We start from the raw sequence: 12,769 nt of genomic DNA on the forward strand, positions 1-12,769 counted from the left end.
CGAGCGCGCGCACATCAAAGACCCCGAGGTACGCAAGCTGGCGGACGGGATCATTGATGCTCAGGTCCGCGAGATCGCGCAGATGAAGCGCCACATCGCCCGGCTCGAGGCGCACCCCACGCCCGACAATGCGCCCGACCTCCCCTCCTATCGCGACAAGCAGGTGCCTCCCCCGCCCCCCGAAACCGACGAGAGCGTCGGCGTCAACACGCTTCAGCCGATCCGCTGAGCAACATCGCTTGAGGGCTAATCGGTTTGAGCCCGTATCCCTGTTGAGCGGGGGTTTTGACGCAGGAGCGACACGATGAAGAAAATGATGATTATGGCCGTCGCGACCGCCCTCGGCGCGGCTCCCGCGGTCGCCCAGATGCAGGGCATGGACCATTCCGGCATGAACCATGGGCAGATGATGCGGCCGACGCCGGCGAACCCGTACCCGCAGGCCGAGATGGACATGCATCAGAAGATGATGTCGGCGATGGGTGCCGATGCCACCGAGACGTGGGTCCGCAAGATGGTCGAGCACCACCGTGGCGGCATCGCCATGTCGCGTATCGTGCTTCGCGAGACCAAGGACCCCAAGGTTCGCCAGATGGCCACCAAGACGATCGCAGAGCAGACCCGCGAGATCGGCGAGTTGAACGCCTGGCTGCGGGCGCATGGCAAGAGCGCCCAGTAATCGACTATCGTCCCTCCCCCCGTCACCGTGCGGGGGGATGGCCACCCGGGAACTCAGATATGGATCGCTTTCGCCTTCTCGCCGCCGCGCTGGCGTGCGCTACCCCTGCGGGGGCTCTCGCCGCGGGTCCCGTCCTGATGCATCGCGACCCGGGTTGCCCCTGTTGCGAGAAATGGGCGCAGCAGGTGAAGGAGCAGTTCGGCCGCGCCGTCCGCGTCGTCGACGATGCGAACCGGCCGGCGTTCATGAAGGCACGCGGCGTGCCTCAAGACCTCGCCTCCTGTCACACTGCCATTATCGACGGCATGACCTTCGAAGGGCACGTTCCGATTGCCGACATGAAGCGCGCCTTGGCCACGCATCCGAAGGGCGTCACCGGCCTCGCGGTCGCCGGGATGCCGATGGGCTCACCGGGCATGGAAATGCCGGGCATGAAGGCCCAGGCCTATGACGTGATCGCGTTCGGGCCGAGCGGCCGCAGGGTGTTCGCCCGCCATTGAAAAGGGGAGGCGCGAACGCCTCCCCTCCCAGCTTACTTCTTCTGCATGCCCGACATGTCGTGACCGGCGTGCTCGCCGTGCTTCATGTCCTTCATGTCGGCGCAGCAATCCTTCTTCGCGCCGTCCTTGTCCTTGCAGCAGTCGGCGCCATCCTTGCAGCACTCCTTCCCCGCGCAGCAGTCAGCGGCGGCAAAGGCCGTGGCGGGAACGAGCGTGAGTGCGATAGCCGCGCCGATGAACTTGATGGTCTTCATGTGTAATTTTCCTCAAATGCACTGATTGATCGGAATCCACGTCGATCAGGCGGTTCGAGGAGGTGGCGGTGCAGGACCGCCCGAGCGACCAACAAGGGCATGAGGCTCGGGTGCGGGCGGATCCGTCCGCACGGCGAGCTGCGGCGCGGGAGACGTGTGAACGTCGAGGGCCGTTGCGATGCAGGCTCCTACGCAGTCCACCGGAGGGGTCTTTTTTACGGGCGTGAGCGGCGCGCGATCGCAATCGGCCATTCCGGCATGCGCCTGCGAAGGCGGCGCAGCCTGCGCCATGGCCTCGCACATCGGGCCCATCCGCACGAGCAGCATCGCGCCCAGCAGGAGCAGCGCAAATGTGCGGACGAGGCGGCCGAAGCTCATGCAGCCCTTCTAGCTTGCGCCGGGCCGCCGCACCAGATCAGTGCGCGACGCCCAGCACCATCCAGATCGCCATGGCGACCATCATCACGTTCTCGGTGAGCGACAGGAAGCCCAACGGCACATTGCTGTCACCGCCCACGCACGCGCATTTCAGCTCGCGCTTGTCGACATACACGGCCTTGATGACCGAGACCGCTCCGGTCGTCCCGATCACCAGCGCGATCGGCACCGACAGCCAGGTCAGCACGCCGGCCGCCATCAGCACGCCCGCTGCGCCTTCCGCGTAGGGGTAGGTGTAGGAATAGGGCACCCAGCGCTTCGCAAGCAGATCGTAGTTGAGGAACATGCTCGAAAAGCTCTCCACGTTCTGGAGCTTGAGCATGGCCAGCACGCACATGGAGAAGGCGATGAACCACTCACCCGCGCGTACCGTGAACGGTGTGCCGAGCACGGCATAGCTGGCCGCCAGCGCCATCAATGCCGCCATCGCGAACACAACCGCGACCGGCCGGTAGGTCACCGCCGTGGGGTCGGCCACGGTCTTACCGAAAAACCGGCGCAGATCGTCGTAGCCTCCTACCCGCTCGCCACCGATGAAGGTCTGGGGTGTCGTTTTGACCCCATGCTCGGCTTTGAACGCGTCGGTTTCCTCGCGCGTGCGTAGCCAATGGTCCTCGACCTCATAACCCTGCCGGCGCAGCAGATCCTTCGCCTTGATCCCGTAGGGACAGGTGTGGGTCGGCATCACCATCCGATAGATCGTCGCCTTCTTGGGCGCGAACGTCGCCATTCGTCTTCTCCGGCCTCTGTGCCCGACCTATATGGCATCCGTACTATAGTACGGAGTCAAGGCATGACCGGCATGACGATCGCAGGGCTCGCTCGAGAAGGCGATGTGGGCGTGGAAACGATCCGCTACTACCAGCGCCGAGGTCTTCTCGACACGCCCGACAGGCCGATAAACTCCGGGTCCGGGGGCGGTATCCGCCGCTATGGCCCGGAGGATGTTCGCCGGCTGCGCTTCATCCGATCGGCCCAGGGCGCCGGCTTCACGCTGGAGCAGATCGGCGAGCTGCTGGCGCTCGACGCGACCGACGATCGCGCACGCGCACGCGAGCTTGCCAGCGAGCGGATTACGGTGCTGGACGCCAAGATCGAGGAGCTTGAGCGGGTACGCGCGTCACTGCGGCATCTCGCACACGAGTGCGGAAACGGATCAGCGGGACCGTGCCCTATTCTGGCGGCTTTCGATCACGCTTGAGCGTCAGCTCGGGCGATGGCGATGCTCGACAGATCGGTTCTGACGTCGACTGGCACGCCGGCGTGCCTGCGCTCGGAATAGCGGTCGACGAGCTGGGTTGCATATGGGCGCAGCAGGACGGTGAAGCGCACCAGCTCCTCCATTACATCGACGATACGGTCGTAATAGCTCGACGGCTTCATGCGCCCAGCTTCGTCGAACTCCTTGTAGGCCATCGCCACCGATGATTGATTGGGGATCGTGAACATCCGCATCCAGCGGCCAAGCAGGCGTAGTGTGTTGACTGCGTTGAACGATTGCGATCCGCCCGACACCTGCATCACCGCGAGCGTGCGTCCCTGCGTCGGCCGCATCCCCTTCATCTCGAGCGGCAGATGATCGATCTGCGCCTTCATGATGCCCGTGATCTGGCCGTGCCGCTCAGGGCTGCACCAGACCTGCCCCTCCGACCACATTGATAGCTCGCGTAACTCGTGAACGGCCGGGTGATCGTCTCCCGCCACTTGGTCGGGCAGCGGCAGCGTGGAAGGATCGAAGATGCGCGTGTCTGCGCCAAACAGGTGCAGCAAGCGCGCCGCTTCTTCCGCGGCTAGGCGCGAGAAGGAGCGCTCACGCAGGCTGCCGTAGAGCAGCAGGATGCGGGGAGCGGGTTCGGTCGGCCCAAGATCCGCGGCGAGGCGATGACGGATAAACGCCGGATCGAGTGCCGGCAGAACATCCAAATCGGCAAGGGTACGAAGCGGCATCAGAGGGCTTTCACGAGGTAGGTCGCGGAGGCGGGGCAGAGCGAGGTGAACTCGCGCGTGGCGGCAATAGCGGACGGTGCCGAATGGCGATCGGCGGCCGCATAGCCGAGCATGCGGAAGAACGGGGCCGCGGTCGTGGTCAGTAGATGGAGTCGCTGTACGCCCAGTGTGCAAGCTTCTTGTTCGAGCGCGGCGACCAGCGCGCGGCCGATGCCGGCGCCCCGACGATCGGGAAGGATGAGGACGGAGCGGAGCAGACGGTCGGCTCCTTCGCCTTCCAGACCACCATAGCCAATTAGGCTATCCGCATCGAACCGGAAGAACACGCGGTCAGGCTCCGCGAGATCGGTGCTGGGCAAGCCCATGGCGTCGAGGTGCCGCGACAGCTCAGCAAGGTCGCTGGCTTGGAGAAGCCTGGCGATTGGCGTCATCATGCGCCGCGAGGCCCGAGCAGGATCAAACAGGTTCCGACAAGGCAGAGGGCGGCCCCGCCGACATCCCAGCGATCGGGACGGACGCCCTCGACACTCCACAGCCAGAGCAGGGAGGCGCAGATGTAGATGCCGCCATAAGCGGCATAGGCCCGCCCCGCGGCATCACTGTCGACGCGGGTCAGAAGCCAGGCGAAAAGGATTAGGGAGGCAACGCCGGGGACCAGCCAGAGGGGCGCCCTGCCCATTCGGAGCCACGCCCAGAATGCGAAGCATCCGGCAATCTCAGCAAGCGCCGCGCCGATGTAGATCAGGGCAGTCATTCGATGGTAATCCTCAACGCCAAGGCACCGAGCGTGACCAGCAGCACCGGCACGGTCAGCGTGACACCGATCCGGAAATAATAGCCCCATCCGATCCGCACGCCTTTCTGGCCGAGAACGTGAAGCCACAGGAGCGTCGCGAGCGATCCGATCGGCGTGAGCTTGGGACCGAGGTCGCAGCCGATCACGTTGGCGTAGATCATCGCCTCCTTGACCGTGCCCGTGGCATGGGCCGCATCGATCGACAGCGCGCCCACCAGCACGGTCGGCATGTTGTTCATCACCGAGGAGAAAACGGCTGCGATCACGCCTGTTCCCAAGGCGGCACTCCAGACACCGCCTTGTGCCGTCCGATCGAGGAGCGCAGCCAGATGATCGGTCAGGCCGGCGTTCCGCAGGCCATAGACCACCAGGTACATGCCGAGCGAGAAGATCACGACCTGCCACGGTGCGCCGCGCAGCACCTTCCGCGTCTCTATCACGTGCCCACGTCCGGCGATTACCAGCAGAAGGATCGCGCCGGCAGCGGCAACGGCGCTGACGGGCACGCCAAGCGGTTCGAGCAGGAAGAAGCCGGCAAGCAGCAAAGCGAGAACGATCCATCCGGCGCGGAAGGTCGCGGCGTCATGGATCGCTTCTCGGGGCGTACGTAGCGCCCCCACATCGTAAGCTCTTGGTATGTCACCTCGAAAGAACAGTAGCAGCGCGCCCAACGTGGCGGCGATCGACACTAGATCGACCGGCACCATCACGGACGCATAATCGCCGAAGCCGATGCCGAAGAAGTCGGCCGACACGATGTTGACGAGGTTCGACACGACCAACGGCAGACTGGCCGTGTCGGCGATGAACCCCGCCGCCATGACGAACGCCAGTGTCGCCCTGTCCTTGAAGCCTAGCGCCCGCAGCATCGCGATGACGATCGGCGTCAGGATCAGCGCCGCGCCATCATTGGCGAACAGCGCAGACACCGCCGCGCCGAGCAGCACGATCAGGACAAATAGTCGGTGACCATGCCCCCTGCCCCAGCGTGCGATATGCAGCGCCGCCCATTCGAAGAACCCGGCTTCATCGAGCAACAGGCTGATGACGATGATGGCAACGAACGCGGCGGTCGCGTTCCACACGATGTTCCACACCACCGGCACGTCGGACAGCGTGACGACGCCCGCTAGCAGCGCCACGACCGCCCCTCCCATGGCGCTCCACCCAATGCCGAGGCCCTTGGGTTGCCAAATGACGAGCGCGATTGTGGCGACGAAGATCAGGACGGCCAGGAGCATCAGACGACGCGCTGGCCCGAAGCGTCCACCACTTGCTCACCGTCTTCCTTGGCAAACGCGCCGAGCTGATCGCTTGGCAGCAGATCGAGGACGGCTTCAGAGGGGCGGCACAGCTTCACGCCGAGTGGCGAGACGACCAGAGGCCGGTTGATGAGGATCGGATGCGCCATCATCGCGTCCACCAGCGCGTCGTCGGACTTCGACGTGTCACCCAGGCCCAGCTCCGCATAGGGTGTGCCCTTCTCTCGCAGGAGCTCGCGGGGCGCTATGCCGGCGCGATCGATCAGCTCGACCAGCAGGGCACGCGAGGGCGGCGTCTTCAAATACTCGACCACATGCGGTTCGATGCCGGCATTGCGGATCATGGCGAGTGCGTTGCGGGACGTGCCGCACTCGGGATTGTGGTAAATGACGATATCGACAGGCACGAAGCGTCCTTTCAGCAGCAGGGGGCGAGTTCCGCGACGAGCGGCGCGCACAGCTCGGCATTGCCGGCGCAGCAGTCCTTGACGAGGAAGAGGGTGAGCGCACGTAGGCCGTCCAGGTCAGCGCAGTAGATGATGGATCGGCTGCGACGTTCGGACCGCACGAGGCCCGCGCGCGCAAGGATGCCCAGATGTGCGGACATGGTATTCTGCGGCACATCAAGCTGACGGGCTATGTCGCCGGCTGCCATACCGTTCGGTTCATGCCGCACCAGCAGGCGGAAGACATCGAGGCGTGTCGCTTGCGCGAGCGCGCTCAAAGCGGAAATGGCCGAATCGTTTTCCATATATCCAGCATAGTGGATATGACGAGAGCGAGGCAACGGGTCCGGAAAAACCAGGTCCGCAACACCTTCCGGCTCGGAACAGGATTATAGGCGCGGCTCGCGCGCCTCGCCTTTCCGAGGACCAGCAGCATGATTGATTTGGACGACCCCCAAGCGGTCAAGGAAGCGTCGCGCGCTAATCGCCGCCGGCGCTTTCGCAGCTCCGCAAAGCGGGCGCGGCCTATTCCACCACCTGACAGTTAATCCGCCTTGGAGGGCGCGCGGATCAGTGCGCCCACCGCGAGAAACGTGTCAAAACCGTCCGGTTATGACACCGGCTATCGTTCGCCGGCTGGGAAGTGACGGTAGAAGGTCGAGCGGCCGACTTGCAGCAGTTTGGCGACCTTGGCGGGGCTGTCGCCCGCCGCCAGCAGCTTGCGCGCAGTGTCGAGCATGTCTGGCGTCATCACCGATTTGCGACCCCCGCCGGTGCCACCCTTGGCACGCGCTGCCGCTAGGCCGGCGATGGTCCGTTCTTTTATCAGCTCGCGCTCCATTTCCGCGACCGAGGCAAGGATATGGAACAGCAGCCGCCCCGATGGCGTGGACGTGTCGAACCCATCCGTCAGCGACCGGAAATCGACCTTGCGCGCCGAGAGGTCGGCCGCCAGTTCGATCAGGCCTTGGATCGAGCGGCCCAACCGATCGAGCTTCCAGATGACCAGCGTGTCGCCGGCCCGCACGAAATTGAGGGCCTCGATCAGGCCGGGCCGGTTCAGCTTCGCGCCGCTAACCTTGTCGGTGAACAGCTTTTCGCACCCGGCTCTGGTCAGCGCATCGGTTTGCAGCGTCAGGTCCTGATCGGACGTCGAGACACGCGCATAACCAACCAGCATGAGTCCCGTTATCCCAACTCGAACAGCGAATTTCGGGACTCATATTTCGGGAACATATTTTGGGAAAGCTCCGGCGTTCATCGGGCGCATTTTTATGCTGGTCCGATCCGTCCCGTTGAAGGTTCCTTTACGGGAACGCCGATCAGGCTCTGGTTAGCTCAGTTTTGCGCGTGATAGTCCAATGCTCCAGTCGTTTGTAGACGATCACCTTGTCGCCGATCAGATCTCCATGCCGGCGACAGAAGAGGTCGAGCTGATCGCGATCGCCGACCAGTTCGACACAGATCGTCAGATGCGGATCGGCAATTTCCGAGCCGTTCTCCCGGATCGGTTCGTGATTGCTGAAGCCGTAATGGGTATTTTGCGCGACGGCGTTGATGATGCCGTCCGCCTTCGCGGTGCGAATCAGCTCGCGATAGAGCGGCTTTGCCCCCCAGAAGCGACGCGGGCCGATCTTGTCGGACGGTTTCAGATAGATGCGCAGCATCCCGACTTCGCGGTGATGGACGGTGAAACGATTGGGCATGACGGGCTTTCGACAGGAAACAGGATCAGGCGCGCGTGCGCCGGCGAGAAGCGCGGTGCGTGCGGGCATCGCGCAGGGTCGCGTCGGGTGTGAGGTGTGCGGCAGGTACCTTTGGCACAGCGACGCGCTGCGACAGGTAGATGCCGTTGTGGCCTGAGCAGAGGTAGGCGACGAAGCACGCGACTGCGATCGGCACCGTATAGGCCGCGCCGAACAACTCGATCCCCATGAACGTGCAAGCCAGCGGTGTGTTGGCCGCGCCCGCGAACAGCGCGACGAAGCCGATCGCTGCGAATAGCCCCGACGGTACTCCGAACATCGGCGCGAGCGCATTGCCGAGCGCCGCGCCGATAAAGAACAGCGGCGTGACCTCGCCCCCCTTGAAGCCCGCGCTCAGGGTCACGACGGTAAAGAGCAGCTTCAGCGCCCAGCTCCACGAGTGCGTATCGGGACCAAAGAAGCTGGCGATGGTCAGGCTGTCCGGTGTCGCGGCGAGCGTACCCAGGCCAAGATAGTCGCGGGTTCCGAGCAGCCAGACCAGCGCAATCACGGCCAGCCCGCCGATAACGGGTCGTAGTGGGCCATAGGGGATCACGCGCTTCAACCATCCGCCCAGCGCGTGATTGGCCTCGGCAAAGGTCAGCCCGGTCAGACCGAAGGCAATGCCGGCGACACCGGCCTTGGCGACGAGCAGCGCGTCGACCGGCACCAGCGCATCGACATGGTAGACGCCGTGATGAATGCCCCAGGCAAGACAGGTCCAGTCACCGACCAGCGCCGCGACCAGGCATGGCACCAGCGCGCGATACTCGACCCGACCGATCGCCAGCACCTCCAGTGCAAAGACCGCGCCCGCAATCGGCGTCCCGAAGACCGCGCCGAACCCAGCCGCGATCCCGGTCATAAGGAGGGTGCGTGTCGCTTCCGCATCCAATCTGAGCGCGCGTCCAAACCCGCTGGCAAGACTGCCGCCCAACTGCACGGCGGTGCCTTCACGTCCCGCCGATCCCCCGAACAGATGTGTCACGACCGTGCCGAAGAAGATGAGCGGAGCCATGCGCAGCGGCACGCCGCCCCCCGGTTCGTGGATTTGCTCGACGATGAGGTTGTTGCCGCCTTCGACCGAGCGCCCTGTCAGATGGTAGAGCAGTCCGACCACGAACCCGCCGATCGGCAGCAGGTAGAGCAGCCAGGGAAAGGCGAAGCGAAGCCGGGTTACGGCGTCGAGGCTCCGCAGGAAGGCCGCGCAGAGCGTTCCCACCGCTGCGGCCATCGGGACCAGGATCAAAGCCCACCGCAGTACCGACGTGGCATGGGTGCGGCGATCGCGAATGAACGCTGCCATGTTGAACTGGTCATAGAGATTGCGAAATGTCGCGCGCACGATTCCTCCTTGCTGCCTTGCGGCGCCTGGTAGGAATCATCGGCCCTTGCGAGGGCGGTTCGACCGAATGGCCCAGCGGAAATCCATCGCCGTGCCTGCGCATATGCTGTCCGACCGCGACCCGGTCAACCAACCGCAGAAGCATGAGACTATCATTTTGGTGAGGACCGATAAAATGGCTTTGGCCACGGAATAAACCCCGACGAGCATCGTCCACGCTTTCGAGACCGATGCGCTGGAGGCTTATGCGTAGACGAGATTGGATGCTGGGTCTGACGGCTTCGGCCCTACTTACCGGCGCAGTCGCGGCCGCCCCCGCCGATGGCTACGCTACCATGATGTCTGTCGCGATGGACCGGATGATGGCGGGCATGATGGTCAAGCCGTCCGGTGACGTCGACCGCGACTTCGTGGCGATGATGCTTCCGCATCATCAGGGTGCCATCGATATGGCGGTGGCGGAGCTGCGCTACGGCCATAACGAGCAGCTCAAGCGCATCGCGCAGGAAATCATCATCGATCAGCAGCAGGAGATCGCCGCCATGAAGCTGGCGATCGGCCAGCCGCTACCGCCTTCGACGCCAGCCCCGACGCAGGGCGGCGACCACCATAGCCCTATGGAGCACTGACATGATCCGGACCATCCTGCGCTCGGCCGCCTTGCTGATGAGCGCCGCACCGGGCCTCGCCATGGCCCAGCAGGCGCCGTGGAACGCTAAGGACATGCCCGTCAGCCACCGCGACCGCGTCTATGCGTCTGAACAATTCTCCAACACGGTGTCGGTGACCGACCCGGCCGACAACCGGCTGCTCGGCGTCATCAAACTCGGCGATCCCCAGCCGATGAACTTCTCCCCGCTCTACAAGGGACAGGTGCTGGTTCACGGCCTGGGCTTCTCGCCGGACGGGAAGACCTTGGCGGTCGTGTCGATCGGATCGAACGCCGTGTCGTGGATCGACACCGCCACCAACACCGTCAAGCACACGACCTATGTCGGGCGCAGTCCGCACGAGGCGTTCTTCACGCCGGACGGCAAGGAGGTGTGGGTCACGGTCCGCGGCGAGGATTATATCGCCGTGCTCGACCCCACGACGTACAAGGAGACGGGGCGCATCAAGACGCCCGGTGGTCCGGGCATGACGATCTTCTCTCCCGATGGCCGGTACGGCTATGTCTGCTCTTCGTTCAATCCGGTATTGGCTGTGTTCGATGTCGCGACCCACGCGCAGGTCGGACAGGTGGCGCAGCCAAGCCCCTTCTGCCCCAACATCGCCGCGACGCCGGACGGCAAGCAAGTGTGGTTTACGCTGAAGGACATCGGCAAGACGGTCGCATTCGATGCTCGGCCACCCTTCGCGATCCTGAAGGTGCTGGATACCGGGCCTATCACGAACCATGTCAATTTCGCCCGCACGGCCAAGGGGCAGTTCGCGTATGTGACGGTCGGCGGAGAGAATGTGGTCAAGGTGTTCCGCACGTCCGACTTCACGCCGGTGGCAACAATTCCGGTCGGCAAGATGCCGCACGGTGTTTGGCCATCGGGCGACGGCCGGCGCGTTTATGTCGGGCTAGAGAATTCCGATGAGCTGGCCGCGATCGACACTGCCGGCAACACGGTCGTCGCTACCGTGCCGGTCGGACAGGCACCGCAGGCGATCGCCTATGTGTCGAACGCAGTTCCGACAGGCCCCGGCACCGACAATCTCCAGCCGCTCGGCACAGCGGGCAAGGCGCTGCATCTGACCATGGGGCCGATTGGCGGCAAAGGTACGGCAAGCAGCATCACCCTCTTCGACCAGGGCATCATTCAGGTCGTGCAGAGTGCCGTTACCGGTTTGCAGCCCAAGAAGCCTTACATGCTCGTACTGACCGCCAATGCGGACGGCAGCGGCGCTGTAGAGCCGCTTGCGAACTTCATGAGCAACCCGGCAGGTGCGGCGATCGTCAACGCATCGGGTCCGATCCGCCAGATCGTTCAGGGCAGCACCGCGACACCCCGGCGCTTTCTGGCGGTTGCGGAGGTGGTGAACGGCGCGCCGGGGCGCATCGTGCAGGTGCAGCGCGACTGAGATGGACCCGCTTGCCGCCGCGATCGAACCGCTGATCCCCGGGCTGCGCCGCTATGCCCGGTCGTGGTTGCGCGACCGGGTGATGGCGGATGACGTGGTGCAGGATTGCCTGGAGCGCGCGGTCGGGCGCTGGCGACAGCGACGGGGTGCGGAGGTCCGCCCGTGGGTCTATGCGATCCTGCACAATTTGTTGGTCGATCATCAGCGGCAGCATAGCCGGCGAGGTACGGCGGTTCCGCTCCACCTCGTGGACGACGCCGCGCTCGGCCGCCCGGCCGATCAGGACACAGGCCTGCACCACCGCGACCTGCTGCGCGCGCTTGATGCGTTGCCTGAAGAACAGCGAACGGTGCTGCTCCTGGTCTCGGTCGAGGGCCTGCCCTATGCGGAGGTCGCTGCCGTAGTCGGCGTGCCGCTGGGCACGGTAATGTCGCGCATATCGCGGGGGCGCGACCGTCTGGCGACCCTCCTCCGGGAGGGTGAACGGCCGCGATTGAGGAGCGTGCAATGACCAGCCCGATCGGCGAGGACGATCTGGCCGCATGGATCGATGGCAGGCTGTCGCCCGAGCGGCAGCGCCTGGTCGACGCCTATCTTGAAGGCCAGCCGGACGTGCATGCCCGTGTGCGAGAGCAGGCGGAGCAGGCGCGAGCCCTTGCATCCCTGTTCGCCCCCGTCGCGGATGAACCGATCCCGGCGACGATGCGCGTGGCAGCGATCAGGGGACGGCAACGGCAACCGCGTTGGCAGCTCGCCATCGCCGCGTCACTTCTGCTGGCGTTGGGGTTTGGCGGTGGCTGGTCGAGCGCGCGGTGGAGCGGCGAACCCCGCGCGGGCATCGCGGCGCTGGCCAACGAGGCGAGTGATAATTTCCGTGTCTATGCCGCCGACCGGATACGACCGGCGGAGATCGGCCCCGACCAGCGCGCCATGCTGATCCGATGGACCTCCGCTCGATTGGGTGAGCGCGTCACGATCCCGGACCTCAGCACGGCCGGCTATCGCTATGGCGGGGGGCGACTGGTCGCGACGCCCCACGGCCCTGCGGCACTGCTCCTCTACGACGGACCGCAAGCGTCGAAACTTGCGGTGCTGACGAGGCCCATGCAGATCGACAAGACCGCGAGCATGACCAGCACGTCCAGCGGGACCATGGGCCGGGTCACATGGGCGGTCGACGGGATCGGCTATAGTGTGGTGGGCGAGCGACCCGCGGCCGAACTGCAGCCGATCGCCGATGAAGTCCGGCGTCAGGCAGATGCCGCGCTTGTGTCCTGATAGCGCCTT

Annotated in this window: 19 protein-coding genes and 1 riboswitch; of the genes, 8 read left to right on the top strand and 11 right to left on the bottom strand. The window is 64.7% G+C overall.

Annotated features, from left to right (window positions below):
* From Q5H91_RS15870 to Q5H91_RS15880, 3 genes are all read left to right on the top strand, one after another.
* Positions 1-229: DUF305 domain-containing protein (locus Q5H91_RS15870; RefSeq protein ID WP_305174439.1), on the top strand; the 229-nt coding region annotated here is incomplete at its 5' end.
* A 93-nt stretch (positions 230-322) separates the two neighbouring features.
* Positions 323-679 (top strand): DUF305 domain-containing protein, encoded by a 357-nt coding sequence (locus tag Q5H91_RS15875; protein WP_041043301.1) that lies wholly within the window; start codon positions 323-325, stop codon positions 677-679.
* Positions 680-738: 59 nt separating this feature from the next.
* On the top strand, positions 739-1,179 hold the full coding sequence (locus tag Q5H91_RS15880) for a DUF411 domain-containing protein (RefSeq protein WP_058733718.1): 441 nt from the start codon (positions 739-741) through the stop codon (positions 1,177-1,179).
* A gap of 32 nt (positions 1,180-1,211) precedes the next feature.
* Here Q5H91_RS15880 and Q5H91_RS15885 read toward each other — a convergent pair whose 3' ends face one another.
* Together Q5H91_RS15885 and Q5H91_RS15890 are read right to left on the bottom strand one after the other, a co-directional pair.
* The gene (locus tag Q5H91_RS15885) at positions 1,212-1,433 is read right to left on the bottom strand and encodes a hypothetical protein (RefSeq protein ID WP_066779340.1); all 222 of its coding nucleotides are present in this window, start codon (positions 1,431-1,433) and stop codon (positions 1,212-1,214) included.
* A 415-nt stretch (positions 1,434-1,848) separates the two neighbouring features.
* Positions 1,849-2,601, bottom strand: coding sequence for a MauE/DoxX family redox-associated membrane protein (locus Q5H91_RS15890; RefSeq protein ID WP_305174441.1), 753 nt, complete (start codon positions 2,599-2,601; stop codon positions 1,849-1,851).
* 63 nt (positions 2,602-2,664) lie between these two features.
* Here Q5H91_RS15890 and Q5H91_RS15895 point away from each other — a divergent pair, with 63 nt between their 5' ends.
* The gene (locus tag Q5H91_RS15895) at positions 2,665-3,072 is read left to right on the top strand and encodes a MerR family transcriptional regulator (protein ID WP_066779335.1); all 408 of its coding nucleotides are present in this window, start codon (positions 2,665-2,667) and stop codon (positions 3,070-3,072) included.
* Here the strand turns inward: Q5H91_RS15895 and arsH are convergent.
* The 9 genes from arsH to Q5H91_RS15940 all read right to left on the bottom strand — a co-directional run bounded on the left by arsH (position 3,063) and on the right by Q5H91_RS15940 (position 9,412).
* A complete protein-coding gene (gene arsH, locus Q5H91_RS15900) occupies positions 3,063-3,818 on the bottom strand; it encodes an arsenical resistance protein ArsH (RefSeq protein WP_066779332.1) in 756 nt (251 codons plus the stop codon). The two genes, Q5H91_RS15895 and arsH, sit on opposite strands and share 10 nt — an antisense overlap.
* Positions 3,818-4,252, bottom strand: a complete 435-nt coding sequence (gene arsN2 / locus Q5H91_RS15905; RefSeq protein WP_219994274.1) for an arsenic resistance N-acetyltransferase ArsN2 — start codon at positions 4,250-4,252, stop codon at positions 3,818-3,820. Before arsN2 ends, arsH begins: the two co-directional genes overlap by 1 nt.
* Positions 4,249-4,572, bottom strand: a complete 324-nt coding sequence (locus Q5H91_RS15910) for a YnfA family protein (protein ID WP_088368453.1) — start codon at positions 4,570-4,572, stop codon at positions 4,249-4,251. The genes arsN2 and Q5H91_RS15910 overlap by 4 nt, the downstream gene beginning before the upstream one ends.
* Complete coding sequence (locus Q5H91_RS15915) at positions 4,569-5,855, bottom strand: arsenic transporter (protein WP_088368452.1); 1,287 nt, start codon at positions 5,853-5,855, stop codon at positions 4,569-4,571. The genes Q5H91_RS15910 and Q5H91_RS15915 overlap by 4 nt, the downstream gene beginning before the upstream one ends.
* A complete protein-coding gene (gene arsC / locus Q5H91_RS15920) occupies positions 5,855-6,283 on the bottom strand; it encodes an arsenate reductase (glutaredoxin) (RefSeq protein WP_088368451.1) in 429 nt (142 codons plus the stop codon). Before arsC ends, Q5H91_RS15915 begins: the two co-directional genes overlap by 1 nt.
* Before the next feature lie 11 nt (positions 6,284-6,294).
* Positions 6,295-6,627, bottom strand: coding sequence for an ArsR/SmtB family transcription factor (locus Q5H91_RS15925; RefSeq protein ID WP_066779324.1), 333 nt, complete (start codon positions 6,625-6,627; stop codon positions 6,295-6,297).
* A gap of 317 nt (positions 6,628-6,944) precedes the next feature.
* Entirely contained in the window at positions 6,945-7,502 is a 558-nt protein-coding gene (locus Q5H91_RS15930) for a recombinase family protein (RefSeq protein WP_150426770.1), read from the bottom strand.
* 142 nt (positions 7,503-7,644) lie between these two features.
* Complete coding sequence (locus Q5H91_RS15935) at positions 7,645-8,097, bottom strand: DUF190 domain-containing protein (RefSeq protein WP_204200589.1); 453 nt, start codon at positions 8,095-8,097, stop codon at positions 7,645-7,647.
* Positions 8,054-9,412 (bottom strand): voltage-gated chloride channel family protein, encoded by a 1,359-nt coding sequence (locus tag Q5H91_RS15940; RefSeq protein WP_007406263.1) that lies wholly within the window; start codon positions 9,410-9,412, stop codon positions 8,054-8,056. Before Q5H91_RS15940 ends, Q5H91_RS15935 begins: the two co-directional genes overlap by 44 nt.
* A 23-nt stretch (positions 9,413-9,435) precedes the next feature.
* Positions 9,436-9,512: riboswitch (Fluoride riboswitch) on the bottom strand.
* A gap of 163 nt (positions 9,513-9,675) precedes the next feature.
* Here Q5H91_RS15940 and Q5H91_RS15945 point away from each other — a divergent pair.
* Genes Q5H91_RS15945 through Q5H91_RS15960 form a run of 4 tightly spaced genes read left to right on the top strand, consistent with a single transcriptional unit; the run spans position 9,676 to position 12,760 of the window.
* Positions 9,676-10,041 carry a DUF305 domain-containing protein gene (locus Q5H91_RS15945; RefSeq protein WP_219994278.1) on the top strand — a complete coding sequence of 122 codons (366 nt, stop codon included), beginning with the start codon at positions 9,676-9,678 and terminating at the stop codon, positions 10,039-10,041.
* A gap of 1 nt (position 10,042) precedes the next feature.
* On the top strand, positions 10,043-11,482 hold the full coding sequence (locus tag Q5H91_RS15950; protein ID WP_007406255.1) for a YncE family protein: 1,440 nt from the start codon (positions 10,043-10,045) through the stop codon (positions 11,480-11,482).
* A 1-nt stretch (position 11,483) separates the two neighbouring features.
* On the top strand, positions 11,484-11,993 hold the full coding sequence (locus Q5H91_RS15955; RefSeq protein ID WP_007406239.1) for an RNA polymerase sigma factor: 510 nt from the start codon (positions 11,484-11,486) through the stop codon (positions 11,991-11,993).
* Positions 11,990-12,760 (top strand): anti-sigma factor family protein, encoded by a 771-nt coding sequence (locus tag Q5H91_RS15960; protein ID WP_305174443.1) that lies wholly within the window; start codon positions 11,990-11,992, stop codon positions 12,758-12,760. Before Q5H91_RS15955 ends, Q5H91_RS15960 begins: the two co-directional genes overlap by 4 nt.
* Positions 12,761-12,769 lie beyond the last annotated feature (9 nt).

The sequence above is a fragment of the Sphingomonas aurea genome (assembly GCF_030678875.1).
GTDB lineage: Bacteria > Pseudomonadota > Alphaproteobacteria > Sphingomonadales > Sphingomonadaceae > Sphingomonas > Sphingomonas aurea.

Bases quoted from the DNA above. Each gene is read 5' to 3' on its own strand.
- arsN2 (WP_219994274.1), bottom strand. From the start codon at position 4,252: ATGATGACGCCAATCGCCAGGCTTCTCCAAGCCAGCGACCTTGCTGAG.
- Q5H91_RS15875 (WP_041043301.1), top strand. From the start codon at position 323: ATGGCCGTCGCGACCGCCCTCGGCGCGGCTCCCGCGGTCGCCCAGATG.
- Q5H91_RS15885 (WP_066779340.1), bottom strand. From the start codon at position 1,433: ATGAAGACCATCAAGTTCATCGGCGCGGCTATCGCACTCACGCTCGTT.
- Q5H91_RS15925 (WP_066779324.1), bottom strand. From the start codon at position 6,627: ATGGAAAACGATTCGGCCATTTCCGCTTTGAGCGCGCTCGCGCAAGCG.
- Q5H91_RS15890 (WP_305174441.1), bottom strand. From the start codon at position 2,601: ATGGCGACGTTCGCGCCCAAGAAGGCGACGATCTATCGGATGGTGATG.
- Q5H91_RS15880 (WP_058733718.1), top strand. From the start codon at position 739: ATGGATCGCTTTCGCCTTCTCGCCGCCGCGCTGGCGTGCGCTACCCCT.
- Q5H91_RS15950 (WP_007406255.1), top strand. From the start codon at position 10,043: ATGATCCGGACCATCCTGCGCTCGGCCGCCTTGCTGATGAGCGCCGCA.
- arsH (WP_066779332.1), bottom strand. From the start codon at position 3,818: ATGCCGCTTCGTACCCTTGCCGATTTGGATGTTCTGCCGGCACTCGAT.
- Q5H91_RS15935 (WP_204200589.1), bottom strand. From the start codon at position 8,097: ATGCCCGCACGCACCGCGCTTCTCGCCGGCGCACGCGCGCCTGATCCT.
- Q5H91_RS15910 (WP_088368453.1), bottom strand. From the start codon at position 4,572: ATGACTGCCCTGATCTACATCGGCGCGGCGCTTGCTGAGATTGCCGGA.
- Q5H91_RS15960 (WP_305174443.1), top strand. From the start codon at position 11,990: ATGACCAGCCCGATCGGCGAGGACGATCTGGCCGCATGGATCGATGGC.
- Q5H91_RS15945 (WP_219994278.1), top strand. From the start codon at position 9,676: ATGCTGGGTCTGACGGCTTCGGCCCTACTTACCGGCGCAGTCGCGGCC.
- Q5H91_RS15895 (WP_066779335.1), top strand. From the start codon at position 2,665: ATGACCGGCATGACGATCGCAGGGCTCGCTCGAGAAGGCGATGTGGGC.
- Q5H91_RS15915 (WP_088368452.1), bottom strand. From the start codon at position 5,855: ATGCTCCTGGCCGTCCTGATCTTCGTCGCCACAATCGCGCTCGTCATT.
- Q5H91_RS15930 (WP_150426770.1), bottom strand. From the start codon at position 7,502: ATGCTGGTTGGTTATGCGCGTGTCTCGACGTCCGATCAGGACCTGACG.
- Q5H91_RS15955 (WP_007406239.1), top strand. From the start codon at position 11,484: ATGGACCCGCTTGCCGCCGCGATCGAACCGCTGATCCCCGGGCTGCGC.